Origin of the sequence: Sphingomonas sp. Leaf242 (assembly GCF_001422045.1) — a bacterium.
Classification (GTDB): Bacteria; Pseudomonadota; Alphaproteobacteria; order Sphingomonadales; family Sphingomonadaceae; genus Sphingomonas.
The window spans coordinates 1-23,991 of the sequence record NZ_LMLW01000002.1; the positions used below are offsets into that span (position 1 = coordinate 1).

Below are 23,991 nucleotides of genomic sequence, written 5' to 3' on the forward strand. Positions count from 1 at the left end.
CGGATGTAGAAGTGCGGTAACGCATGGAGCTAACCGATACTAATTGCTCTATTCGCGCTTGAGAGTCTCACACCATCAATGACAACACTGGGTTCGCCCAGTTAGCCATCAGATGCGTGCGGATGATTAAGACGACGCCAGATTGCCAATCCCCTCGCCGTCGAGGGATTGGTCATAAATACCACTACAACCTTGCACGGTATCGATTTTAAAATCCCACCAATGCGAAAGCTGCGGTGGGGTATCCCAGATATGAACGCAAACGCATGTCGCACCGGCTCCATTGCCTGGTGGCTATAGCGTCGGTGTCCCACCCGATCCCATTCCGAACTCGGCCGTGAAACCCGACTGCGCCAATGGTAACATGCATCACGCACATATCCAAAACCCATTCACAACGTCTCATACACCCTCCGTCTGCCAATACGCAGACCGTCGCGGGGTGGAGCAGCCCGGTAGCTCGTCAGGCTCATAACCTGAAGGTCACAGGTTCAAATCCTGTCCCCGCAACCAYCTTYGACATACAATCAGGCGTCCCTCGCGGGGCGCTTTTTTCGTTTGCGAGATCAATCATCTGCGCAAACCGGCCACGGATCTCCAGCGCGACGCCGCGTTTGTNACATACAATCAGGCGTCCCTCGCGGGGCGCTTTTTTCGTTTGCGAGATCAATCATCTGCGCAAACCGGCCACGGATCTCCAGCGCGACGCCGCGTTTGTGCGGGGCAGGGGATGCAACGATCTGGTCGATCAGCGCCCGCAGCGCCTGACGGGCCTGCTCCTGCTCGATCGCATCGCCGCGTAACGCCGCGCCAAGCTGCACGACGCTGCGACGATAGCTCTCCGCCAGATTGGGCATCAGCGCCAGCGACGGTTCGGCGTCGAGATCGGCGAGGTCGCGCCGGCAGCGTTCGCGGGTGGCGATCTGCTCTTCGAGAACGCCGCGGATTTCTGCAAAGGCGTTGGCGCCGTCGGCGATTGCCAGTGTCAGACGGGTGATCCGGCGTGTGGCCTCGGCTTCACGTTTCTCCAGCCCGCGACGGGCTTTGTGCCGGTCCTTCTGCTGCGCGGTAAAGGCCTGGCGATATTCCTCGACATAGGCAGCGACCGCATCTGGCTCGAACATGCGCTCGCGCAGCGCGCCGAGGATACGTGTCTCCAGCTGGGTGTCGACGATGCTTCTGCCGTTGTTGCAGGTGCCAGTTTCACGGGCGGTGCTGCACCCCCAGCGGTCGCGGCCGATGATGGTGAACGTACCGCCGCAGCTGCCGCATGTGACCAGCCCGCTCAGCAGCCGCTTTGGCCGTCGTTGACGCGCAGGCGATAGAGCCTGACCGTGCTCGAGCCGCTGCTGGGCCGCGGTCCAGCTTTGCTCGTCGATGATCCGCAGGGCCGGCACCTCCTGGCTGATCCACTGGTCGCGCGGATTGGGCCGGGCGACCCGCTTGCGGCTGACGGGATCGCGCACGAAGCTTTGCCGGTTGTAGCTGATGATGCCGGCATAGAGTTCGTTGTGGAGAATGCCGTTGCCGCGCTCGCGGTTGCCGTTGATGGTGTTGGCGCGCCACATTTTGCCCGAAGGCGAGGGGATACCTTCGCCGTTCAGCGTCTCGGCGATAGCGCGCGGACTGCGGCCGGCCGCATACTCTGCGAAGATGCGCCGGACGACGCCTGCCTGTGCCTCGTCGATGTCGCGCAAGCCCCGCTCGGGTTCTCCGTCGGTGCCAAGCGCCACCACACGCCTGTAGCCGTAGCTCAGCCCGCCAGGGATACGGCCTTGCGCGACCCGGCCGATCTGACCACGCCTGGTTTTCTCACCCAGATCCTTCAGGAACAATGCTCCCATCGTGCCTTTGAGGCCGATGTGAAGTTCCGAGATTTCGCCTTCCGACAGCGTGACTATGCGGATGCCCGCAAAGCGCAGCCGCTTGTAGAGGCCGGCAATATCTTCCTGGTCAATTTCGCCTTCCGACAGCGTGACTATGCGGATGCCCGCAAAGCGCAGCCGCTTGTAGAGGCCGGCAATATCTTCCTGGTCACGGCTCAACCGGTCAAGCGATTCTGCCACCAGGATGTCGAACGCGTTGGTCCGGCTCATCAGGGCGTCGAGCCCTGGCCGATTGCGCGTAGCGCCCGAGATGGCAAGGTCGGCAAAGACCTCTACCAGATCCCAGCCTTCCTTGTCGATCCGGGCGCGACACAGGCGCGCCTGATCCTCCGCCGACGTCGTCGACTGCCGGTCGCTGCTATAGCGGGCGTATATTACGGCTCGTGTTGTCATTGGCGGCACTGCGCTCCCGAAGGTCCCTGACGGCGTTTGCCCGTGCAAATGCCCTCACAAATACCATGAAGTCGAGATAGGTATCGTTGGCGGCGTGCTGATTCAGCGGCCTTGGGCGCAGATTTGGTGGAACAGCACTATGCGGGACCGCGCGNCACAAATACCATGAAGTCGAGATAGGTATCGTTGGCGGCGTGCTGATTCAGCGGCCTTGGGCGCAGATTTGGTGGAACAGCACTATGCGGGACCGCGCGCACGAGAGCGGGCAGAGCGTCTGAGCCGTCATCATTGTCGGGGGTGTTCATCTCTATCTCTTCGGCTTTTGACGCCGTCCGGCGCCGGGTGGACCATCGTGCCTTTGCCCCGGGCCCGAGCTTTCAGGAGCCGGCCCACGGCAGAGGACGTGGCGAGATTTGCGCCGCCGTTCACCCGCACGTCCACGCGCTGATCTTGTAGAAAGGCTTTCTACAAGATTACGCCATACCGAAGCGGCCGGATTGCGGTTGCGTGACAGGCTAACGTCGCGTGGTCCGTGCGACTCGGCGTTTTGTCGAAGCCACCCCAGTCGGCGCTCGGCCAGCTGCGTCAATCTGCATGCGGCAGGACGCCTCATCCTCGGCGGCAAAGGCCAACTTCACCAAGCAGCGCATCAGATCTCCCGCTTGCATCAAAAGCGGCCTGAAAAGCCCGCGGGCGAGGCGGGGGTTCTTGCGCCGTATCTGGGGACGCAAATTGGAAATGACGAAAATGGCAGGAAAGCGGACAGTCCGCTTTCGAGAAGGAGGCAGCCTTAGCGGACGCTGGGCTCTGCCCGTTGGAACAACCAGCCTTCCGTTAAAATGTCTTCTTTTGGAAGCGGGTCGTTGCTGCCGACAATGTGATAATCAACTTCCCAGTCCGGAAAGTCAGCTGCGATCTCGGCAGTGGCCGTTGTCAGGGCGTCGAGCGCGTCATCGCTAAAGGGGCTATGGCAAATTGCGGTAAACGTGATGAGGCTACCGTCCCGCCGAACCTTCACCATCCGGACTTCCGGGTAGATCGCGCCCAACAAGGCACGTTGTGCTGAAAGTCTAAGGTCGGCAGCTACGGGCGTCATACCCACTACGATAGAGACCGCGCGAATGTCCGCAATCTGGAAAACGTCGACCGTCTTCTAGCGTCCAACTTTGGGCGTGAGCGGCCGGGGTATCGATAAACCGAATTAGGGTTACTGGCCGCACCGAAACCCATGGAAAAGCGTGTTTGCGGCGGAGGCGATCTCCGCCGTGAGTCATCGATAAAAGCGATCAGTGGCAGTCCAATTCGGTGTTGCTAAATTTATCGCTGAAGAGGCGATGAACGATCCGCGTTTTGTTCTTTCGGCGATCATGATATCTGTCGGCATCGATGACGAGGCGCTGACCATCGCTAATTATAAGTTCGATATGCCCGGCCTCATTGGTCCGCTTATCCAGGATGGTGCCCGAGGATTCCGGTCCCGAAAACACCATATTCCGGAGATCGAAGTCATAATGTTTTCCGATTCCGCCGCGACTATCGATGCACACATCGTCGTCGGTGCATCCCCATCTCAAGACCGAGGTACAATGTAGCACGGATGGGCTGGCGGGGCTGGACGAAGGAAACGTTGCTGCCGCTAGCGACAAACTTATAAAAAACAGGCGCATCATGCTCTATTCCGTCAGTGGAAGGCCCCCAAGGTGAGTGAGCGGCGGCTGGCGACCGACCATTATCGTCCACTGTTCACCGCGTCACGCGCAAGGGTATAACGATCGTTTGGGGTATCTCGGTGAAGCCGGCGAAACCCCGTGAGCGCGGCGGAGGGTATCTCCGCCATCTGCGAATGTCCGGAACGGGCAGGAAAGCGGTCCGGCAGGTTTTGGACGGCCGAGGCGCATTGCAGACATCCCCCGTTACGCTAAACTCATGTGATGCGTGAGCCAGATTTTGAGATCGATGGGTGGTGCCTTGAGGATGGGGAGGCCTACCACGCCGAAGCACCCGACACGTTCTGGCTACCGGAGCGGCAGCGGCGGGAAAGTCTTCAGCCCGGTGACATTGCAAAGCTCATTTTCCGGATTAGCGTTGACAACGCGGACGGGAACGTCGCGGTCGAACGGATGTGGGTTCTCGTCCGAGAAAGAACCTCGGGCGGCTATCTCGGTATTCTCGATAACGAGCCAGATGCCATCGCAGAAAATGATGAGTTCTGGCTTGGCACGGAGCTGCCCTTCTCTGCCAAGCACGTTATCAACGTCCAAGAAAGGGACGATGCGACCGTCGCACTGGCCCAAGAAGAGCCACTACGGCGCTGGCCGAGGTAACGCCGAGCGTCCGGTTTTGGTGGGCAGCAAAACTCATGGAACGGCGATAATTAGGGCGATCACCGCCTTTCAAAGGCGTGCCCACAATGCCAGTGTTGAACGGACCACGACGAGCAAGGCTGCCAGCGCGACGAGGATACAAACCGCGAGCATAAACTGGGCGGTCAGATGGCCCGGTCCGTCGCTTACTCCTACGGCCAAGACCGAGTAGAAGGTGCCAACGCCTGCGACGATTATCGAGATTGCCCCCGCGACAAGCGCAATCACTGGATTCTTGCTGATCATCTCTCCCCTTCGAGCGTCCGCTTTCAGGCATGTTAGAACCTCGATCGAATGGCGACAATTGGGCGGTTCAAGCCGACGCCGAACCGAACACCGACTGGTGCCAATACATTCCCGGTGCGGCGAACCAATCCGCATTTCCCGGCGCTTTGAACGCGGCAAGCTGGCGCATGTCGATGGCATAACGTTGGTGGAAAGCGAGCAGTTCGCGAAGGTCCTCGTCATTCGGGTGGCGGGCAAGTCGGATGTGCAGTCCATCGCCGCGGCCCTCATAGCCTAAAACAACTTCCATCTGGTCGAGCCATGCAAAGAACAGAGCCTCGTCGTTCTGGTGGAAGTAGCGAACGCGGTTGGCGATGAGGGTTGAGGGGTCGGCCATGTCCCTCCGTCCCACGGTTGCAGACTATTAAGCAATGACCGGTTTCGGGTATCGGCAGATTGGGCCTCAATGACGTAGTTTGGGCGAAAGCGGAACGGCCGGAATGGGAGGAAAGCGGACGGGCTGCTTTCGGGAAGATGGGTAGCGATGGCAGCCGTTGGGCGGCTGCTTACTTCCCAAAAAGGAGCAAGAACTGGGAAGCCGCATCGGTTTCCAAAATTCACGTCAGTTGAGAAAAAAGCTTAGTCCCGATCGCCTTATAAAATGTCGCTCTCGTGGTACTTCGGTCGGGCAGATACCCATTGACGGCTAAGTCTACATATGTGACGTTTGACCATGGTTCGTGCCCGACGCCCTTCAACAGATGCGGCTCCTGTTGGAAGCGCTATCGGCGCGCAGCCAGGAGTGGCGTCACGGCTATGACCTGATGAAGCAGACAGGGCTCCAGTCCGGGACGCTTTATCCATTGCTTATGCGGATGACGGAGCAAGCCCTGGTCGAGGCGCAATGGTGCGAGCCCACACGCCCGGGACGGCCAGCTCGCCACGCTTACCGGTTGACGGCTGCCGGCGTCGCCTTGGCGAATGCCTCGATCACTGCGAACAGCGGACCGGGCTTGCGGGCGGCGCTGGCATGAGGGTGGCGCTCTCCCGCGCCATCCTTACGCTCGCCACGCTCTGCATGAGAAGCAGAGACTATGGCTGGGGCATCGCTATGCGATCCGAGCTAGAGGAAGCAATTGCCGACGGAGGCGGCTTGCGGTTTGCCTTCGGTTGCCTCGTCGCCTCCTGGGGGCGGATGCCGGCGCACGACGAAGGCCGGTTCAGCCTTACGATCCATGCGCTTGCGCTGGGGCTGATCGTGCCGATAGGCTCGTTTCAGGTTGTTAGCCTGTGGCACGGCTTTCCCGCCATGCTAAGCATCGGCGACTTCGCGGTACCTAACAGCCTTCAGGGCTACCTTATGACCAGCGCCTATCAAGGGCTGACGCCATTGATAGCGGTGGTTTCGCTGGTGCTCGGCGGGGCGCATCTGCGGCTGGCGTGGACGCTGCTCGACTGTGACTGGGCGCTTGTCGAAGCAGCCGGTGCAGTGAGCCTGGCTGCGGCGGTCACCATCATCATCCTGATCGGCTTGCTTGATTGTAATGTCGGTCAGGCGCTGCGCCAGGTCGCGATCCTGCTCCTTGAACTAGCGATCGTCGCGGCCTTGGCGCGCTGGCACGCCGAACTACCGCAACCTCCACAGGCCGATCAGGCGGCCACATGAAGAGGTCTCGTTGCCAGGCGGCCTTGTCCTCACACGGGCGGGCGTGAGTCGCAGTGAAGCGATCCGCGCCGACCCATCGCTAGGGCGGAATACAAAGCCATCGAGAGGAAACACGCAATGCAGCGGTTAGGAAAATGCTACTTGTTCGGTGCGGCGGCTGCGGTGGCGTTCGCCGCTCCCGCTAGTGGGCAGACCGGTCGTTGCCCCGTGCCCGCGTCAGCGGCGGGTGGCCCCGACAACATCCACACGCGCTATGTCGAAGGTCATTTGCAACCGCCGGTTATTAAGTCCGGCGCACGGCCGTTCAGTCTCGCCGACCGGATGCGCCAGTACGATGTGCCCGGAATCAGCGTTGCCGTAATCCACGACGGCAAGATCGTTTGGGCGCGAGGCTGGGGCGTTCGTGATCTGACGAGCTGCAAGCCCGTAACGCCGAATACCGCCTTCCAGGCTGCGTCGATCAGCAAGGTCGTGACCGCGGTGACGGCGCTCCGCTTGGTTGAGCAGGGTAGGATTAAGCTCGACCAGAACATCAACGAGGTGCTTCGTTCCTGGCAGGTGCCGAAGGACGCGAAGCTGGCGCCAAACGGCATCACACTACGCGAACTGTTGAGCCATACGGCCGGCCTGGGGGTTCATGGCTTCGGCGGCTACCAGCCCGGCTCACCGCTCCCCACGCCCGTTCAGATACTGGACGGCGTGTCGCCCGCGAACACGCCGCCCGTGCGCAGCATATTACCCGTGGGCGGCCAGTTCGAATATTCAGGCGGCGGCTATGTAGTAACGCAGGTCGCTCTATCCGATGTGGGCCGCACCGCCTTCGCCGACCTCGGCCGACGCGAGGTTCTATTGCCGCTCGGCATGACGCGGAGCGCCTTCACCATGCCACCATCGCCGGCGATCCTGGCCAATGCGGCGTTCGGCTCTGCGCAGGGCAAGCCCATGCCCAGCAACTATCAGGTCTACCCCGAACTCGCGCCGGCCGGCCTGTGGACGACAGCTACCGATCTCGCCCGCCTGCTGATCGACCTTCAGGCGTCGGCGGCAGGCAAGAGAGGGCACCGCCTATCGCCGGCTATGACCCGCCTGATGATGACGCCGGTCAAGGACAATTGGGGACTTGGGGTCGCCGTATATCCCGAAGGAGCGCCGCGCTTCATGCACGACGGCGTGAATGCCGGATACGAATCCTTCATGGTCTCCTACATTGGCAAGGGCGACGGGATTGTCGCGCTGACCAACGGGGGAGACGGCCGGCGGCTGATGGGCGAGGTCATCCGCGCAATCGCGACCGATTACGGCTGGTCAGATGTCGCCGCACCCGCGACCGAGGAAAAGACGCTGTCGCTCGCCGAACTGTCGAAGGCGGCCGGCCACTTCGAGGGGGGCGGGCTCAAGGTGGACCTCGAAGCACGATCCGAGGGATTGTTCGCCAGGCTTGTCGGCGGGAACATGGCCGAACGCCTGATCGCCCTGTCCCCAACGCGCTTCCGATCAGAGGGACTTGGCGTCACGGTCGAGTTCGCGCCTGACTTCTCAAGCTGCACAATGATCGAAGGCGCGCCGCCCATGAAGATGGTACGGTCAGCGGGTCCGCGCTCAGCTTCCTAGCACAATTGATCAAGTCCATTGATGCCGAAACACGGACCGATCAGATGGAACTAGGACGATTGTTCCACCGTAGTGGCGACCGTCCATGGCGATGCCCGCTAGCCGCTCTTGGAGACGAAGAATGGGGAAAAGGCGCGCTTAACGAATGGCCGTTATCGGAAGCCCCTATCGTCAGCCTGAATGTCCGGGTGTGGGCGAAAGCGGAATGTTCGGAATGGGCAGGAAAGCAGACGTAGAGATTGTCGCTAGAGACGGGCACGCCACGTGTCAGTAGGGTGCTTTCGTATTTGACGTCGCCAAAGCCAAACAACGAAGGTCAGCATCAGTCCGGCTTTTGTAACCCCTTGCTCGCAGCCGCGATCTTGAGCCGTGATGAAACCGACTATCGAAATAACTGCGGTTGGAACGGCAAGCGCAAGCCAATCTCGTTTCGTGACCTTCCGCATGATGAAACAGCGTAGCCGCGTCAGCGGAACGTCCGCAAGTGGGCGATAGCGGAATGGCCGGGATGGGGCAGGAAAGCGGACAGGCTGCTTTCGGGAATGCGGGTGGCGATAGCAGACATTGGGCGGCTGCCGGCTTTCCCAGAAAGGATCGACTATCGGGAGTGTCCGGGTTGGGAAGGTGAATTCGCTGGTGGCACCGATGATCGCCCTTCTACCGCAACCTTCAACCGCTCATCGATCGACCGCTGTGTTTCCAGCTTAGCGGGCAGCTTCGATCCGACATGCAGAACGCGTTGACGCATCATTTCCAAGAGGACCTGCGTCCGTGTTTTTCCGGACAGGAGGCCGGCGCGGTCGAACGATTCCAGAAGCGGCTTCGACGCCCGGAAATTGACGAGTGTGTGTAAAGAGCTGGTATTCATCGGTTTGCCTCTGCAGGTAAGTACCTACTACTTATGCTGATCCAGCGCAGGTTAGGGTAATGCGCCCGGCAGAAGATTGAAGTTCTTTGTAAAGCGGCTGTTAACGTCCTATGTTTACATCAATGCTCGGGAGCGCGCATATCGATTCGATTAAAGATCGCAATATTGACCGCTGTATTTTCTGCGGTAGTTGGATCATTCGTGTCGGCAATCATATTTTGCCTTTACACTATTATTTTTACAACAGGCGTCCGTAGCGTAGCGGATTTTGCGATTATACCGGGTATCGGATTAATGGCTGGGATTCTCGGATTTATTGCAGCACTACCGACAGCACTGGCTCTTGGCACACCAATCGTCTGGCTATTAGGGCGTCAATTTGCGGGGTCGCCAATCGTATCGTCTATTTTACTTGGTTTGTTCGGGGGATTTTTGGGTCGCTGGATGTTTGTCCAGTTTTTCAACGATGGCCTTGGTGTATTCATCGATACTTCACGATATGCTTGCCCTATATTCGGCGCAGTCGTCGCTGGCTGTCATCCCGTTTTCGCTTCGCGGCTGTATCGCGATAATAACGGCGCACCGTCGTGATTCGATGTCCTGCTCACGGAGCAGGGCGAAGACGAGTTAAACGGCGACAGTTTAGCGGTAGCGGAATGGCTGGAATGGGGAAGGAAAGCGGACAGGCCGCTTCTGAGCAAAATAGAACGATAGACGACATTCTCAGGCCGGTGGCCAAGCCAGTCCTCAAGTCGAAGAAGGCAATTCGCGCTCGCTTACTCTGACGTCATGACATCCATGTTGGAGCGACGTGCGCTTCTTGCCAATGACCTGCGCTGTCGCGAACCAGCGCTAGCACCCAACCGCCGCCTCCCCCGAACGCGCCGCTCTGTCCTCTGGTTACGAGCGCGTGCTGACCAGTTGAATCAAGTGCAGCTAATGAAACATCTACTATCAAAATATCCTGATCTTTCGCGTCGATAGTTTTCATAACTTCCGCTTTGCCAAACCGAACGCGACGATTTTTTAGAAATGTGCGAACTGATAGACAGTTAACAACCGCACTGTAACGCGTATAATTACCGTTTATAAACTCCGACATCATGCCTCGAGTTGGCGACGCAGTGCCGTGACCCTTTGCGTACTGACTTGAAGACCAGTCATAAACCGAGTTCGATATATCCGAGGTATGCGCACCATCCCATCCGGAAAATATCAATGGGGTATCTACGGCTTCGACCATGCTTTGAACTACAGACAACGAGGCTGCACAAGCCTTCTGAGTTGCGGCAGTCCGTAGCAACGGTAACTGATCATGCGGTGCTACTGATTGTAAGGCAGCTGCAAGAACATAGCCGAGCATTAACATGGAATCTGCCGTCCTCTTATGCCTCGACAATGGCAGCATAAACTGCAAGGCTGAATATCCGCAAGTGGGGGACGCAAAATGGCCGGAATGGGAAGGAAAGCGGAACGGCAGCTTACGGGAACGCCGATGTCGATGGCCGACATAGCGCGGCACCGCCTTCAACTACAACGATCGGAGAACGGCGAGCTATAGAGCTGATGCTGTTCTTATCTTTGCCGACTCAGCGAGCCAAGAATCGAGTGGGTCTGCAATTGCAAACGGAAAGTGGCGAGCACGACGCATGCGCACACCATAGTGTTCGTTGGCTTAGCGGCAGATCGAGTTGGCAGCAAAAAGCGATTAGCGAACGTCAACGTCTATTAGTACCCGTCGCACGCGTCCTTCGGACGTCGCGCTTTGCAAAACAATTTTGTCATGTCCATGATATCCTGCATCGGATGTATAAAAAGCCTGAACGCCATCGACTTTATGTGTGTCGCAGATAACTCGAGGGTTCGGCGCAATAAAGTTGGGATAAACTTTTTCGGTTGAGATGTCGGCATGCCCGTGATGGGGTGGGGTTACAATCTGCGCCGTTACCGTACCTGCTGATGAACAATCTGGATTGGTCAGTGTAGCGAACCATATTCTGATCTTCTCACCGGATATAGCAGCACGTGACGCATGAATATCCGAATAACCCTTGTTACTACCCTCATTCAGGCGGCGTACGAGGTAGGTCTGTCCGCTGGCCAAGGGCGGCATTAAACATGAAAACGCAATAATCAATACGGTGATATTATTGGTCTTAACTGGCTTTACTAAGCTATCCCAACCTGTGTAGCCGACCATGTCCGTTACCTTCAGTACGAAAACTTATTAAAATTACCCCCTTAATTATGTTGAAGTTTGCTTACAGTTTGCTGACAGCTGGCGCTCCTGACAAAAGATTCTCGGGTCTTGTACCCAAAATCGCTGAGTCCAAACTTTGATGCTGGAACGGATGTCCGCTTTTGAGCGCGCATGATGCCCATCGGAACGTCCATTCTTGGGCGAAGCGGAATGTTCGGAATGGCAGGAATCCGGACCGGCAGCTTTCAGGCGCTTCCAGCGCGGTAACGCATTTTTGTTCATCTACCGGGCAGGGCGGCGGTTGATGCTTACGGGTGGAAAAACGGACGCGCCATTGTCACACGCCGAGCAGCAAAAAAGCAGACGTTCCGTCCCGAAATCGCCTGATGACGGCTAGGCAAAGTCTACTACGGGGCGAGCCCGGCCGCCGCCTTTGCTTTTGCTTCATCAGCGTATTGATCAAACCGCCTGTGATAGCCCCATAAGCCGCGTGCCTGATGCCTTTGGCAAGGACGCGAACGACGTGGGAGATTGGGTTTCCCGATTCTTCCTATTGAGTGTCGTTTTCGAAAAGGGCGGTATCACGCTGCGAGCAGCGCGCTTCCTATGGCGCAGCCCCCGATCGCCTGCAGCGTCGCCATGATCGCGGCCGCTTCGGCGGAGCTGAGCCCGAACAGCTTGATAAGGGCGCTTTCCAGATCCTCAATGCCCTTGATCAAGCCCTGCCAGACCGCAAGCGCCCAGGTCTTCGCATCCGCGAAGAACGCGAGCAGCAGCGTCTCAAGCTCGGCCACGGCCATGTCTGCGAGACCGGCGATCTGGCCTGCCGTGACGTCGAGACTGAGCGTCGGGTTGAACGTTTTACCCAGGATGGACAGGTTCAGTCCGAAATGCGCCCACATCGCGCTGCCGGATACGCCGATGTCGGCGCTCGCGGAGACCTGAAGCCCCAGGTGGATCGCCCCGAGGGCGCCGAGATCGATGGAGTCGAAGCCGAGAAATACAGACCCCTTGACCGCCAGCGCGGTGAGGCCCGTGAAACTGCCGGCGAGGCTGTAGGTGACGACCGACCCGACACCCCCGTCGATCAGGAAGGTGAAGCCGTCCTTGCTGATCGACACATAGACGTCGCGGCGGATGCCGAGCATCGTGAGTCCGGCATCGATGATCGCATGGGGCGGCTGGAGCGGCGCGGGCAGCTGCGGCTGCGTATAGGTCGCGATCGAGATGTCCGGCCCTGCGGTCCCGTCGGCATTGGTGAGCGAGAAAAGGGCGGCCGTGCCGATCACGACCCTGCTCATGCTGCCATCCACGGCGATACCGTTCGCCTTGTCGATGCTGATCTCGACGCTGGCGGTGAAGGTCAGGATCTTGAGCGTGGCGGCGACGAAGAAGCCCTGGTCGTACTGGACGCCGGCCAGCTTGACCGCAGCTGGCGCGAGGTAGAGCTGCGGGTCGAGCGTCACCACGATGCCGTTCGGCCCCGCCACCGCCGAATAATGCCGCATTTCGTAAGCGAGGTTGGTGACGAACCATTTGACGCCATTGCCGCTCGCGTCGGTACCGCCACGCGTCACCAGCACCTGCTGACTGCTGGTGGGCAGCGTCACACCCGCCGCGCCGAACGCTTTCGACACCGTGGCGAGGTCCAGCGTGTCGAGCGCGGTGCCCACGCTGGAGGGGATGGTGAACGCTGCAGTGCCGGCCAGCCCGATCTGGCCGAGCAACGCGGCCAGTTCGGGCGGCACGTCCCCGCCGGCGAACGTGTCCGCCACGTCGGCGAGCGTAAGGTCGCTCACCGACCCCGCGAGCAGCGACTGCGCAGGATCCTCGCTATTGAAGAAGACGGCGAGCGACGAGTTGAAGCCGCCCACGGTCATCGCTCCGGCGATGCCGAAGGATGGGATCCCTTCCCAGTCGCAGCCGATGACGAGCGCAAGATTGGCGAGCGTGATGCCGTCGAACGTGATCGTCCCGCGCATGCCGCCACTGAACAGCACGCCATTGGGGAATACCGCGAGCGTGACCAGCCACGTCTGCGTCTCGCCCCCGATCTGCGTCACCATGGTTGCGTCGAGGAACAGGCTCACATCGCCATTGCTGACCCGCCCGCCGAACGCACCCGCAATCGGCATGCCGCACAGGCTGGTCGCGACATGCACGGCCAGCGCGCTGTTCTGCGCCGGGTTCACACCGATCTGGAGCACGATGTCGAGCATGGGCTCGAGGCCGAGCAGGTCCTGAAGCAGCTTCTGGTCGTCCGCGCCCGTATTCAGCGTCCAGGTGCCGTGGACGTTGAGGCCCGCGATGATCCCCCCAACTGCGCCGAGCTGGACGCCGCTGCCGGCCGGCACGCTGGGACTGGGGAAGCTGGATGCGGGCAGGAACTGGAACGCGGCATCGTCATAGGATGCGACCACGAGCTGCAGTTCGGATAGGGAGAAGATCGACTGCAAGGTCGACAGACCCGACAGGCCGGGAAGCGCGGAGAGGTCCGGATGCTGGAGGTCTAGGCCGAAGGCGAAGCCCCAGCTGCCGCTGCTGCGATTGACGTCCAGTCCGACGATACCTGTCTCGTCCACCGTCGTAACCAGCGAAAGACGAAGGTCTTCGCCGCTCTTCTGGATCATGGCCACCGAGTTGGTGAGCGTGATCTCGAACCCGTCCGGAATGAAGGACAGGCTGCTGCCGGTCAGTTGCCGGGCGAGCGTGACCAATCCGACCTCGTCGATGCCGCCCTGGAACAGGAAGTCGCCGGGTGTCTGGTAGCTGAAGGCGAGGCTCCCGCCGCCGATCGCGATCCGCCCGCCAAAGCTGCCGCTCGCACTGCCGGCGGCCGGCTTGACGATGCTCGCCTCGACGTCCGAGATGGTGAGCGGCACGGGACCGAGGTCGATGGTCCAGGGATTGGGATCGGCGGCAAGACCGATCCTGAAGCCGATGCCGCCGCTGGTGTCGGCGGCGAACTCCATCGTATCGACGCTGAGCGCGGGTATGTCGGCCGGGAGGGACAGGTCTGCCCGCGCGGCCACCGCGGCAAGGTTGATGGCGATCGGGCCGGCGAGCGCGGCCGTCGCCGCTCCGCTGGTCAGGTCCAGGTCGATGTGGAAGGGCGCGTCGAACACCGTCACGTCGCCGCCGATCGTCACCGACACGCCCCGATTGGCGCCGAACGGATCGACCATGGTAAAGCTCGACACCAAACTGTCGATCGTGAAGCCAGGCAGGACCTGCGTATCGAGATGCGGGATGCCGACCGCGATCGAGATCGCGCCGACTCTCATCGACTGGCCAACCGTGACGGACACGGCCTCCAGGCTGAGCTGGCCGAGCGTCGAGGATAGCTTCTGTTGCACGTCGCTGGGCAGAAAACCGGCAAGATCGCTGCCGCCGGCCGCGTCGATCAGGTCCTCCAGCTTCTGGAAGGTCACGCCCTCGAAGACGCCGGTCAGCGTCATCTGGCCGGGCGCGAGCACGCCCAGGAGGTTGATGTCGGCGCTGATCGATGCGCTGGGGATCGTGATCTTCGCGGTGCCCGCCGCGACCGGCGCATAGCTAGGGTTGGCGGCCATCCAGGCGGCATCGGTGGGCGAATAGATGTTGAGCCCGACGCCATCGATGCGGAGCGCCGTGCCCAGCGTCGTGCCGCCGATCGGCGAGGACAGCATGATGCCCGGCACCGGCCAGCTTGCCTGCCACGGCAGTTCGGGAAGCGGTTGATCGGGCAGCGCCGGCACCTTCTGCCCGGCGAGCGGCAGCAGCACCGGTCCCGAAACGGGCAGTTGCAGGGTGTCGGGGGGCAGCAGCGTCCCGACCAGCCCCAGGAGCTGCATCGGTGCCAGCGACGCGGCGAAACCGAGACCCATGGCGAGTGGCGCGCCGGTCACCGGATCGGCGGCGCCCGACAGCGTATTGATGGTAAAGGCACCACCGGCGATCGGCAGGCGGTCGAGCAGGCCTGCACCCCCGTCATCGCTGCGCGCGCCGGCGTTGAACGGCGGCAGGTTGGGGAAGCTGTTCGAGAAGTGCCAGATATATGGCGCCGTCGCGGGCGGTGCGAAGCGGGCCGTGATCGTGGGACCATTCGCGCCCGGCTGTGCCGTGACGGTCGCCGCGACGTTGACCGCGTTCAGCAGGGCGGTGGTACCGACCACCGTCACGACGTTACCGTCCGTGCTCCGCTCCGCCCCGTGCACGACGATCGGCGCGCCGTCGGTGACGCGCATCAGCGTGTCCTGAAACAGCGCGCCGAAGTCGGTCGGACCCAGCGTCAATATGCCGTCGGCGACGGGAAGAAGTCCGCTGTCTTGGAGTGTCACGGGCCGCTCTCCTATGCGAAATCGAGTCTGTCAGCTGATCCGCAGCCGAATTCCGGCATGATCGGACGCGAGCGGAATCCGGCTTTCGAGTCGCACCGTCGCCCAGGCCTCGGGAATATGGGTGACGTCGTTTGCTAGCCAGAAATCATAGGGGTTTGCGGCGGTCGTGTTGATGTAGGCGCCAGCCGCACCGGCCCTGGCCGCCCGGAACGGCATGCCGCGAAGATTCCCGTCTCGCCCGCGCTTGGTGCCGGCAAATCGTGGCCGGATATTATAGTCGCCGCCCGCAAACACCGGCGCATTGACGTAGTTGCCGCCCAACGCAGCGCGGATCGCATCGGCGGAGAGCGGCATGCCGTTGAACCCGCGCGACCGATCGCCCAGGCCATACATATTGTGCATGAACATGATGATCACTTCGTTGCCGCCCGTGGTGCCGGCGATAAAGGCGGGGCCGCGCTGGTCGACGGCCATATAGGTCCCGTGCGGCAGGGCGATGGTGGCGGGCAGCGGCGCGGCCACGGCATTGGCCTGCCATCGCAGGTTGAGATTGTCGTAGCTGACCTGACCTGCCGCCGCGGCGGTGAAATTGGTACTGTCCCACACGATGCCGGCATATTCGTGCATGCCGAGCGCTGTCTGCCCGACCTCCATCACGATCACGCTGTCCATCCCCGCATCCAGCGTCGTGCCGAGCGCCAGCAGCTGCCCGCGCAAGGGGGCATTCGGGTTGGTGATCTCGGTATAGCCGATCGCCAGGAAGACGTTGCCGACCGCACCGTTGATGGCGTTGAACGCACCGTTGAACGCGGCGTTGCGCACGGCCGCGCCGCCGCCGAACGTCCGCATATTCTGATGGAACAGGCTGGCCATGACGTGGCTCCTTTCAGCTGGCGCTCGCGATGCCGTTGCCGGTAATAAGCAGCTGGTTGCCCGCGCCCCCCACTGCCAGACTGTCCGGCGTCAGCGTGATTGTCACGCCGTCGAAGCCGCCGCTCAGCACCGGCACCTGAAGCAACGTCTGGTCGAGTTGGCTGTTGATCGATCCCGAAATCTTGTCGCCTATCACGTCGCTGATGATCGCTTCCGTGATCGCGGCCACGAGACTGAGCCCGATATCGAACACATAGGCCAGCCAGTTGCTCGGGCTGAGGCTGACGTCGGGCGTGCTCGTGCCTGCGCTCGAAATCTTCACATTGCGGTTCGCGTCCACCGACACGTTCAACCGCGCCGTCACCGGCGAGATGCGCACGTCCCAGTCCGCCGCGCCGATGCTGTAGGTGCCGCTCAGCATGAAGGTGAGCAGAATCTGCCCGCCCGCGACCACGACATTGTAGCTGTTGAGCGTGATGTTCGCGCCGTCCGCACCATAGCTCTTGGGAACCGTGTTCCACCATTGCTGTTGCACCAGCGTCTGGACGAGCGCCTGGCCGACGAGCAGCGAATAATCGGTCGCTGGCGGCGTCATGCTGTCGTTGGACGCATTGCCGTTGATCGAGGCGGCCATGCCGAGCACGCCCGCCGCGACATCCACGGCAAAGCCGTGGAAGGCGATGTCGTCGACGATCCCCAGCGTCGGCGAGATCGAGGCCAGCAGCCCGTTAACCTGGTTGGCCACATCCGCCTGCCGCGCGTTCAGCACCGCCGCCAGGAACGCATCGCTGCTGTTAAACACCATGGACGACACCCGCAGCGACAGCGTGCCGGTCCCGTCGATGGCGGTCTTGACGAGTGCGACCGCGGTGGCGGGCGCGCTTTCGGGCGGCTTGCCGTCGGGCGTGACCGTCACGGTGAGCGCCAGGTTCATCCGGAACGTCTGCGGCCCGTCCTGCCCGGTGAAGGCGAAGACCGGCGGGCTGGTAATCGCCCAGCTGAGTGTCAGCTGCTGGTCGGGCAGGCTCTCCGTCTGCTGCAGCTTGGGGCCGACGGCGGGAAAGATCTGGACCGCTATTTTGTTCAGGCTGGCATCGCTGAGCGTCAGCTGGAAGTCGGCAGGCATGTGGCGTCCCCTTATTGTGCGCCGAGCAGTGCGGCCTTGGCCTGCTGCGTGGCGATCTGCGACACTTGGTCCAGCACATCCGGCCGGTTCACATAGGCGTTCACCTGCTCGATCAACTGCTGCTGGTTCCCGGGCTGGTTGAGCACAGTATTGATCGCGCCGTTGAACGCAGTCGGCAAATTGACCGTGATCGTCATGTTGTTGTTCGACAGATCTGGCGTGATCGTCAGATTCGTGAAATCGACCGACAACGTATTGAGATCGCCGTCCACGGCTTCCGTCACCGTGAAGGTGCCCGACAGCGACTGGACGGCATCGATCGTCATCGCGATCGTCCCGGGCGGCATCGGCGCGCTGTTAATCGTCACGTTGAGCGCGCCTCCCGCCTGTACCTGGTTCGGCACGTCGGCCGGTCGCTGATATTGCGGGTTGGTGTTGGGCAGCTGTGCGTCGAACGTCACCGCATCGCCATCGACGCTCACCGCGGGCTGGCCATTCGGTAACGTCTTCACCTCGACATTGCTGAGCCCGTGAATGCCGAACTGCCGGACGGTCACGTCCAGAGTCATACCCAGTACCTGCAGCCCGCCGAGCGTGAAGCTGTCTACGGTGCGCGGGTCGAGCGCGTTTCCGCTGTCGCTATAGAGGATCTTTGCGATGTAGAAGTCGGAGGAGGGGACGAGCAGGATATTCTCGATCGCGTCGACGAGCGGATTGTCGGACATGGTTATCCTCCGAGATTGCTGATGATCGCGTTGCGGGCGATCTGCGAAAGCTGGTCGGACAGGTCGCCAGCCTGCTTGGCGAGCGTCTCGTTCAGTACGGACAGGATCTGGTTCTGCACCTGCGGCTTCGAGAACAGCATCTGGATGAGCTGCTGCAGCCCGCTATTATCGTTCGGCGGGTTGAGGCTGACCGATACGGTCGTCGTCGAGGCGGCGAGGCTCGCCGTGGCCTGCGACAGGGTGATGGTGAGATCGTCCACCGATGTGCCGGCCGGCGTGATGGTGAGTATGGCGGTAGCCCCGGCGATCCCGACGGCGAGCGCGCCGGTCAGCGTCAGCTGCGTGATCCCGTTCTGCGTGATGGTGAAGTTTGCACCGAAATTGATGGGCGGCACCGGCGGCACGGCCATCTGCACCGTCTTTGTGCCACGCTGGACCGTGCGCACTGGCCCCCCTGCCAACTTGCCGAGCGTCAGCGTCGTCGTGATCGGCCCCATGTTCAGCATGGTTGCCGGGACTGGCATCGCGGTGTTGGAGGCGCCCGCCAGTACCACGTCGGTCAGCACGATGCCGCTATATTTGAGACCCATGATGGTCTGGTCGGGAACGTCGATCTCGCTGTTTACATAGGGATCGATCACCGGATCGACGGAGGAGGCGAGCTGGAGCGGCAGAAACCAGCTGCTGCCCTCGTCATTCAGCGCGAGCCGGATCCGATCGAACAGATAGAGATCCACGGCCGTTGCCGCCTTCTGCCCCGTATCGTCGGGCAGACCTCCGGCGGCGACCGGGCCCAATATCGCATCCAGGACGCCGTCCGTTCGCGCGGCAAGCAGCTGGTTGATGCTCCCCAGATTGTCGCTGGCGCCCAACAGCGCGTTCACCTCCTGCGTCAGTGCCGCGTTCGCCTCCGGCTGTTGAAGCGCATTCTCGATGATCGCGATCAGGCCTTGCTCCGCACCGCCTAGGTCCGCGTCAAGCGTGAGATTGGTGACGTTCACGACGGGCTCGACGGACGGATCGGCCTTGCCGGACGCATCCACGCCGACCAGCTGAAGCGAGTTTACCGTCACCTGAACCGTCCGCGTGTCGCCGGTTCCCGAAATCGACGCCGCGGCGCTCGCCAGCATCTTGCAGGCCGTCAGCACGATCGTGATCTGGCCCGTCCCGTGGAGCAGGGTCGAAGTCCAGCTGGACGGGGGATTGGCGGCATTGCCGTATAAAAGGGCCTGGTTGATGTCATATTGGCCGGTGAGCGACAGGGGGTGCATGACGATACCATTCACCGTGCCGGAATAGGCGCCGAAGGCGAGCTCCAGCGTCACGTCATAGCCTCCGGCATTAGGCACTGGCGGATGAGCCTCCGCTTCAAGGTTCTCGAGACCGAGGATCTGGAGCTGCGGGAAGGCGAAGGTGGGTAGCGGGGCGCTCGGATCTGGCTCGGCGCCGACCGTATAAGGCTCGCTCGCGCCCACGAAGGTTGCATAGGTGGAGGCGAAATCGGACGCCACCTGCTGCCCGGCCGAACCGGTGATCGCGCCCAATTGCTGGTTGGTGGCGCTGATCGGCAATACGGGATTGTTGTCGCTGTCCGTCATTCCGGCCAGTTGCGCGGGCAGCCACATGCGGCTGTTGGCGGAATCGTTCACGCGCGGCTGCAGCGTGTCGAGTATGAAGCTCATCAGCGACATAGGGCGTAGCCTCGCATCAGCGGTTCAGCGGCCGGTCGACGATTTCCATCGCCACCGCGGACAGGGCCGCGCGCGCGGGGGTGGGCGCGAACGGCTGAAGAAAGAAAAGCGCGTCCATCGCTTCGCGCCGGGCGGCGGCGTAGGCCGCGTCGATCGCACCGCAGTCCCTGATTTCGTCAAGCGCGGAGTCGAGATCGGCCTCCCTGACCGAGCCGTCGCCCCGCATGGCGCGAGCGATGGTGCAATCGGTCCCCAGCGCATCGACGGCGTGAAGCAGTGGCAGCGAATGACGCCCCATGATGAGGTCGGCGCCCGCTGCCTTGCCCGCATATTGGTCGAGCTCGACGATGTCCCGGACGTCGTCCATGATCTGGAAGGCACGCCCAATCGAGCGACCGACGAAGCCTGCGCGTCGCGCCTCACGCGTGCGTCCGCCCGCAAGCTCCACGCCGCCCGAACAGGCCAGCCGGAACAGGACACCCGTCTTGCGATCGATAGTGCGATAATAGCGCGCGATCCGCTCCACGCGGTCTTCCGGCAGCGTCCGATCGAACTCATCAAGTTCGCCGCAGCACAGGTCGAAGGCGGCGTCGAGCACGCGGCGGGTAAGCGCCATGTCGCTGTCGGTATCGACCGCGCTGGCGAAGGCACGGATCGCCTGCACGAACTGAAGGTCTCCGATCAGCACCGCCGTCTTCGTCCCGCGCGCCGCGGCGATACTCGGCAGGCCGCGCCGCATAGGCGCTTCATCGACGATATCGTCATGGATGAGGGTCGCGACGTGCAGCATCTCGACCGCAGCCGCGCCCTTGTAGACTTTGTCCGACAATGGCCCCCACGGGTTCATCAGCCGCGCCGACAGCATCATGACGCGCGGACGCACCTTCTTGCCCCCCGCATACATGGCGCGTTCCAGGTCGGTGAGATACGGCTGTTGGGGCGCGAGCGCGGCCTCCAATTGCTGACGGAAGCAGGACCAGTCCTGCGCCTCCATCTCGTCGGACGCGGTGCCGCACGCCTCTAGCTGTGGAAGTGCGTTCATGCCTCTACGCTGGCCAGCCGGCGAAGTGTGCGGGTAAGGGCACTGGCGATCCGGTCCTCCAGGATGCCGCGAACGAAGCCCGCCGCCGCGGCGCTGTCGCCCGCAGCCGCGTTCGGCCAGCTACCTGTGCCAAGGTCGAGATCGTCAAGCCGGAGCGAGCTCTGTACCAGCCGCAGCGTCACGGCACCATCCGGCTGTTCGGTCAGCCTGTATCGGTAGGTGGTGGGGCCGGTCTCGGCCTTCGCATCGCCCTGGTGCACCGGCACCCGGCGGCCCGGTTCGTTCAGACGCAACGCCGCAGCGTGGACCGCGCGCACCATGGCGATCTTGTGCTCATCAATGCCGTGCCCGGCCAGCAGTGCAAGGTCGTCCTCGACATGATTGTCCTCTACGATCCGGGCAAGGGCGATATGGGTCGGGTGCAATTCGGCCGTCAGTCCGTTGGCACTGACGTTCGACGGGGCAGTACCGGTCTGAACCACGCCATAGACCTGGTCGCCGGTCATCGGATTGGTGACCTTGGCGGTATTGCCGGTATTGCTCTGAACCGAGGAAGAGAAGGTCGCGCTGGCGTTGGCGGCGGGAACTAACTTGGCTCCATAGCAGGCGGCCCAGACCGCAAGCTGCTGGGTCAGTGCGTTGTCGTTATAGGCGACGCCCTTCGCCCCGAACGTCTGCTCGCTCGGCGGCGGATTGACGATGTTTCCGGTGTCCAGCGCGGCCGACGTATGGTCCATCATCGCCTGGGTGGCGCCATTGACCGACCAGGTTGCGCGCAAGGTCGAATTGGTCTGGAAGACCTGATTATAGTCGTCATTATACTGGTCGTAGTTGCTCAGCATCAAACGGCCGTTGGCGGTCTGGCTCAAGCGGTCGCGCTGAGCGTTCGCCTGATTGAGTTGGTCGAATTGTTCGGGCGTGATCTGCTGCGGATCGGCCGCCGAACGGAAAGCCGACAACGGCTCCATCCAGCCGCCGGTGTCGAGTTCCACATCGGGCCTTTCCAGCCCGAACAGGGCATAGTTGCCGGTGAGGCGCGCTTGCCCCAGGGTGATCGTGACTTCGCCGCTGGCTGGATCCGGGTTGATCGCCTCGACCCGTACGGGGCCCCAGCCGAGGTCGTCCAGTTCGAGGAGCAATTCGCCGCCGAGATCGCTGTCGGGCAACGCGGCATGGCGGGCGAGAGGGTAAGGCCCGGCCTTGGCCACATCGAACTGGTCGGGCAACGCGCCGGAAAGGGAGGCCGACACGTCATCGGACGTGAGGCGCGTAAGAAAGGATTCGATCCTGTTCATGACGGAATACTCCGGAAAGCCGGGCGGCTGGATCAGTTTTGGGCGGGGGCGGCGTAGGACGCGGTCAACGTCGCGGTGATCTTCACCATGGCAGTGCCGCCTATCGAGGCCGACCCAAGCTGCACGCTGGAGGGCGTGACCGCGACCGTATCGGCGCTGTAGGTGCCGAGCGTGTAGAGGGTCATCGTCTCGCCCTGCAGCGCGTCGCGCGGCTTGTCTTTGCAAAAGGCCGCGATCAGCTGCGCGATCGGCCAAGCGATCGCGGACGCGATCTTCTGGATGATGCTGCCGGCCGGGGTCAGGCTGAAGGTGACCTCGGGGACTGATGCCACCGTAGCGACCAGCTGCGACGCGCCCGTCTTCGCATCGGGTGTGAACGCGGCCGTGACGGAGATGGTCGCGGGCGAGGGCGATATCGAGATATCATAGTCGAGCATGTCGGACATGGATGCGTTTCCTTCCGCGTCGCTGGGTCAGGCTGCGAGCAAACCGGCGCCCAGCGCGCAACCGACGGCAGCGAGCGCCATACCCGCTGGGGTCAGCTTGCCCCCCGCGTTGAGGCTGAGCGTGACCGACGCGTCGATGGTGAGTGGAGATACCGCCGACAACGTGGCGGTGACCGAGTTGAGCGTGCCGGAATAGTCCCAGTCGGCCAGCCCCTTGAAGTCCCCTGAATCCGCGAAGGCCTTGCCCTGGTAGGGCTTGAGACCGGCGGCGAGCGCCGTGTCGAACAGGTTGCTGGAGGCGACCACGAACACCGGATCGGTTGGAAAGGTCACCCCGGTTATATCCAGCGGCGCCGAATTGGTGGTCAGCGTCGCGGCGGCGAACAATTGGTCGCCCGCGATCGAAAGGTGGATGGGATTGAGGGTCACGCCCTCCCAGCTGATCTGCGGTAGGTGCACCACACCGATCATCTCACCGGCGATCTTGAATATCTGCGGGACCAGCACTTCGTTGAAGATCGCCTTGTCCCAGGCGGAGAAGTCGCTCTCATCGATCGTGAGGCCGAGAAGATCAATGTCGATCTCACCTGCCGGGAAGGCGAGCGTCGCATAGGTGGCGAGGTTCTGCGTCTGGCCGCCCACGGGCGGATTGCTGCCGATGACAAATGACGCCGACAGCGCAGGCATCAGCAGCTGGACGACGGGGCCCGAAGGCACCGGATTGCCATCCTGCCCGTTGGTGCTTCCGTTGGCGTCCAGCGAGGCGTCCCATACATCTTGGGAGGGAGGACCGAAGACGAGGCTCGGCGCGCCGTCGATCTGCCAGTCGAGCGTGACCTGCCCGACATTATCGATCGACTTCACAACTTGCCCGGCAATGGGATAGGGTAGGGGGCTGACCGATGAAGCAGATGTGTAATATTGTGATATGAGCGCATTCAAGCTGGCAAGTTTAATGCCGCTAGCAACATCTATGTTTGCCATGCATTTTCCTATCGATCATAGATTTATGACAGCGATTAGTAATACGGAAAATTCGAATGTCCCATTATGTGGCAAGCAACATTCGATCGAATCGAATAGATTTTTGATATGCCGGTTGATTTAGGGGTTAATATGCACCATGATGGAGTCAACAAGAAGCTGATCCAAAATGGAATGAATATATTCCGAGTGAACTGACTGGCGTAAAATTTGGTTTGTTCAAAACGAATTTGCGTGATGGTTTTGCGGTTATTCCGATTGGTGATAGCGTTGATCCG

The 23,991-nt window shown here is 61.5% G+C and carries 20 protein-coding genes, 1 tRNA gene, 1 pseudogene and 1 other annotated feature; of the genes and pseudogenes, 7 read left to right on the forward strand and 15 right to left on the reverse strand.

Annotated features, from left to right (window positions below; genetic code table 11):
- Positions 1-289: 289 nt before the first annotated feature.
- Positions 290-372: a sequence feature (5S ribosomal RNA rRNA prediction is too short), on the forward strand.
- A gap of 64 nt (positions 373-436) precedes the next feature.
- Positions 437-513, forward strand: a tRNA-Met gene (locus ASF09_RS04120).
- A gap of 106 nt (positions 514-619) precedes the next feature.
- Here ASF09_RS04120 and ASF09_RS21175 read toward each other — a convergent pair.
- Positions 620-2,279 (reverse strand): annotated as a pseudogene (locus ASF09_RS21175) (recombinase family protein); the annotation flags it as partial.
- A gap of 790 nt (positions 2,280-3,069) precedes the next feature.
- On the reverse strand, positions 3,070-3,375 hold the full coding sequence (locus ASF09_RS04130) for a hypothetical protein (protein ID WP_156359194.1): 306 nt from the start codon (positions 3,373-3,375) through the stop codon (positions 3,070-3,072).
- Between the two features lie 193 nt (positions 3,376-3,568).
- On the opposite strand from ASF09_RS04130, the gene ASF09_RS04135 reads away from it, so the two are divergent.
- On the forward strand, positions 3,569-3,871 hold the full coding sequence (locus tag ASF09_RS04135; RefSeq protein WP_060525003.1) for a hypothetical protein: 303 nt from the start codon (positions 3,569-3,571) through the stop codon (positions 3,869-3,871).
- Between the two features lie 339 nt (positions 3,872-4,210).
- Complete coding sequence (locus ASF09_RS04140; RefSeq protein ID WP_060525005.1) at positions 4,211-4,603, forward strand: hypothetical protein; 393 nt, start codon at positions 4,211-4,213, stop codon at positions 4,601-4,603.
- Between the two features lie 69 nt (positions 4,604-4,672).
- On the opposite strand, the gene ASF09_RS04145 is transcribed toward ASF09_RS04140, so the two are convergent.
- Both ASF09_RS04145 and ASF09_RS04150 read right to left on the reverse strand, forming a co-directional pair.
- Positions 4,673-4,888: a hypothetical protein gene (locus ASF09_RS04145; protein WP_060525007.1), complete on the reverse strand. Its 216-nt coding sequence runs from the start codon at positions 4,886-4,888 to the stop codon at positions 4,673-4,675.
- A 67-nt stretch (positions 4,889-4,955) separates the two neighbouring features.
- Complete coding sequence (locus ASF09_RS04150) at positions 4,956-5,264, reverse strand: hypothetical protein (RefSeq protein ID WP_060525009.1); 309 nt, start codon at positions 5,262-5,264, stop codon at positions 4,956-4,958.
- Between the two features lie 427 nt (positions 5,265-5,691).
- On the opposite strand from ASF09_RS04150, the gene ASF09_RS04155 reads away from it, so the two are divergent.
- The 4 genes from ASF09_RS04155 to ASF09_RS20085 all read left to right on the forward strand — a co-directional run bounded on the left by ASF09_RS04155 (position 5,692) and on the right by ASF09_RS20085 (position 9,603).
- The gene (locus ASF09_RS04155) at positions 5,692-5,901 is read left to right on the forward strand and encodes a PadR family transcriptional regulator (protein ID WP_231420733.1); all 210 of its coding nucleotides are present in this window, start codon (positions 5,692-5,694) and stop codon (positions 5,899-5,901) included.
- On the forward strand, positions 5,898-6,533 hold the full coding sequence (locus ASF09_RS04160; RefSeq protein ID WP_060525012.1) for a hypothetical protein: 636 nt from the start codon (positions 5,898-5,900) through the stop codon (positions 6,531-6,533). The genes ASF09_RS04155 and ASF09_RS04160 overlap by 4 nt, the downstream gene beginning before the upstream one ends.
- Before the next feature lie 321 nt (positions 6,534-6,854).
- Entirely contained in the window at positions 6,855-8,144 is a 1,290-nt protein-coding gene (locus tag ASF09_RS04165; protein ID WP_162237219.1) for a serine hydrolase domain-containing protein, read from the forward strand.
- A gap of 1,033 nt (positions 8,145-9,177) precedes the next feature.
- Positions 9,178-9,603, forward strand: coding sequence for a hypothetical protein (locus ASF09_RS20085; RefSeq protein WP_156359195.1), 426 nt, complete (start codon positions 9,178-9,180; stop codon positions 9,601-9,603).
- Positions 9,604-9,799: 196 nt separating this feature from the next.
- Here ASF09_RS20085 and ASF09_RS20090 read toward each other — a convergent pair whose 3' ends face one another.
- From ASF09_RS20090 to ASF09_RS04210, 11 genes are all read right to left on the reverse strand, one after another.
- Positions 9,800-10,381 (reverse strand): hypothetical protein, encoded by a 582-nt coding sequence (locus ASF09_RS20090; protein ID WP_156359196.1) that lies wholly within the window; start codon positions 10,379-10,381, stop codon positions 9,800-9,802.
- 339 nt (positions 10,382-10,720) lie between these two features.
- Positions 10,721-11,212, reverse strand: a complete 492-nt coding sequence (locus ASF09_RS20095) for a hypothetical protein (RefSeq protein WP_156359197.1) — start codon at positions 11,210-11,212, stop codon at positions 10,721-10,723.
- Positions 11,213-11,793: 581 nt separating this feature from the next.
- Complete coding sequence (locus tag ASF09_RS04170) at positions 11,794-15,531, reverse strand: hypothetical protein (RefSeq protein WP_060525016.1); 3,738 nt, start codon at positions 15,529-15,531, stop codon at positions 11,794-11,796.
- 30 nt (positions 15,532-15,561) lie between these two features.
- Positions 15,562-16,404 carry a hypothetical protein gene (locus tag ASF09_RS04175; RefSeq protein WP_060525018.1) on the reverse strand — a complete coding sequence of 281 codons (843 nt, stop codon included), beginning with the start codon at positions 16,402-16,404 and terminating at the stop codon, positions 15,562-15,564.
- 13 nt (positions 16,405-16,417) lie between these two features.
- Entirely contained in the window at positions 16,418-17,530 is a 1,113-nt protein-coding gene (locus ASF09_RS04180; RefSeq protein ID WP_060525019.1) for a hypothetical protein, read from the reverse strand.
- 11 nt (positions 17,531-17,541) lie between these two features.
- Complete coding sequence (locus ASF09_RS04185; protein ID WP_060525021.1) at positions 17,542-18,255, reverse strand: hypothetical protein; 714 nt, start codon at positions 18,253-18,255, stop codon at positions 17,542-17,544.
- A gap of 2 nt (positions 18,256-18,257) precedes the next feature.
- Positions 18,258-19,937 (reverse strand): hypothetical protein, encoded by a 1,680-nt coding sequence (locus ASF09_RS04190; protein WP_156359198.1) that lies wholly within the window; start codon positions 19,935-19,937, stop codon positions 18,258-18,260.
- 25 nt (positions 19,938-19,962) lie between these two features.
- The gene (locus ASF09_RS04195; protein ID WP_162237220.1) at positions 19,963-20,940 is read right to left on the reverse strand and encodes a polyprenyl synthetase family protein; all 978 of its coding nucleotides are present in this window, start codon (positions 20,938-20,940) and stop codon (positions 19,963-19,965) included.
- 44 nt (positions 20,941-20,984) lie between these two features.
- The gene (locus tag ASF09_RS04200) at positions 20,985-22,283 is read right to left on the reverse strand and encodes a hypothetical protein (protein WP_060525028.1); all 1,299 of its coding nucleotides are present in this window, start codon (positions 22,281-22,283) and stop codon (positions 20,985-20,987) included.
- A gap of 32 nt (positions 22,284-22,315) precedes the next feature.
- Complete coding sequence (locus ASF09_RS04205) at positions 22,316-22,729, reverse strand: hypothetical protein (RefSeq protein ID WP_060525030.1); 414 nt, start codon at positions 22,727-22,729, stop codon at positions 22,316-22,318.
- A 27-nt stretch (positions 22,730-22,756) separates the two neighbouring features.
- Positions 22,757-23,713 (reverse strand): hypothetical protein, encoded by a 957-nt coding sequence (locus ASF09_RS04210; protein ID WP_156359199.1) that lies wholly within the window; start codon positions 23,711-23,713, stop codon positions 22,757-22,759.
- Positions 23,714-23,991 lie beyond the last annotated feature (278 nt).

What these genes read in the sequence shown, in the direction of transcription:
- ASF09_RS04165 (WP_162237219.1), top strand. Translation starts at nt 6,855, where the DNA reads ATGCGCCAGTACGATGTGCCCGGAATCAGCGTTGCCGTAATCCACGAC.
- ASF09_RS04205 (WP_060525030.1), bottom strand. Translation starts at nt 22,729, where the DNA reads ATGTCCGACATGCTCGACTATGATATCTCGATATCGCCCTCGCCCGCG.
- ASF09_RS04190 (WP_156359198.1), bottom strand. Translation starts at nt 19,937, where the DNA reads ATGAGCTTCATACTCGACACGCTGCAGCCGCGCGTGAACGATTCCGCC.
- ASF09_RS20090 (WP_156359196.1), bottom strand. Translation starts at nt 10,381, where the DNA reads ATGTTAATGCTCGGCTATGTTCTTGCAGCTGCCTTACAATCAGTAGCA.
- ASF09_RS04155 (WP_231420733.1), top strand. Translation starts at nt 5,692, where the DNA reads ATGAAGCAGACAGGGCTCCAGTCCGGGACGCTTTATCCATTGCTTATG.
- ASF09_RS04195 (WP_162237220.1), bottom strand. Translation starts at nt 20,940, where the DNA reads ATGGAGGCGCAGGACTGGTCCTGCTTCCGTCAGCAATTGGAGGCCGCG.
- ASF09_RS04160 (WP_060525012.1), top strand. Translation starts at nt 5,898, where the DNA reads ATGAGGGTGGCGCTCTCCCGCGCCATCCTTACGCTCGCCACGCTCTGC.
- ASF09_RS04185 (WP_060525021.1), bottom strand. Translation starts at nt 18,255, where the DNA reads ATGTCCGACAATCCGCTCGTCGACGCGATCGAGAATATCCTGCTCGTC.
- ASF09_RS04200 (WP_060525028.1), bottom strand. Translation starts at nt 22,283, where the DNA reads ATGAACAGGATCGAATCCTTTCTTACGCGCCTCACGTCCGATGACGTG.
- ASF09_RS04145 (WP_060525007.1), bottom strand. Translation starts at nt 4,888, where the DNA reads ATGATCAGCAAGAATCCAGTGATTGCGCTTGTCGCGGGGGCAATCTCG.
- ASF09_RS04180 (WP_060525019.1), bottom strand. Translation starts at nt 17,530, where the DNA reads ATGCCTGCCGACTTCCAGCTGACGCTCAGCGATGCCAGCCTGAACAAA.
- ASF09_RS04150 (WP_060525009.1), bottom strand. Translation starts at nt 5,264, where the DNA reads ATGGCCGACCCCTCAACCCTCATCGCCAACCGCGTTCGCTACTTCCAC.
- ASF09_RS04140 (WP_060525005.1), top strand. Translation starts at nt 4,211, where the DNA reads ATGCGTGAGCCAGATTTTGAGATCGATGGGTGGTGCCTTGAGGATGGG.
- ASF09_RS20095 (WP_156359197.1), bottom strand. Translation starts at nt 11,212, where the DNA reads ATGGTCGGCTACACAGGTTGGGATAGCTTAGTAAAGCCAGTTAAGACC.
- ASF09_RS04175 (WP_060525018.1), bottom strand. Translation starts at nt 16,404, where the DNA reads ATGGCCAGCCTGTTCCATCAGAATATGCGGACGTTCGGCGGCGGCGCG.
- ASF09_RS04210 (WP_156359199.1), bottom strand. Translation starts at nt 23,713, where the DNA reads ATGGCAAACATAGATGTTGCTAGCGGCATTAAACTTGCCAGCTTGAAT.
- ASF09_RS04130 (WP_156359194.1), bottom strand. Translation starts at nt 3,375, where the DNA reads ATGACGCCCGTAGCTGCCGACCTTAGACTTTCAGCACAACGTGCCTTG.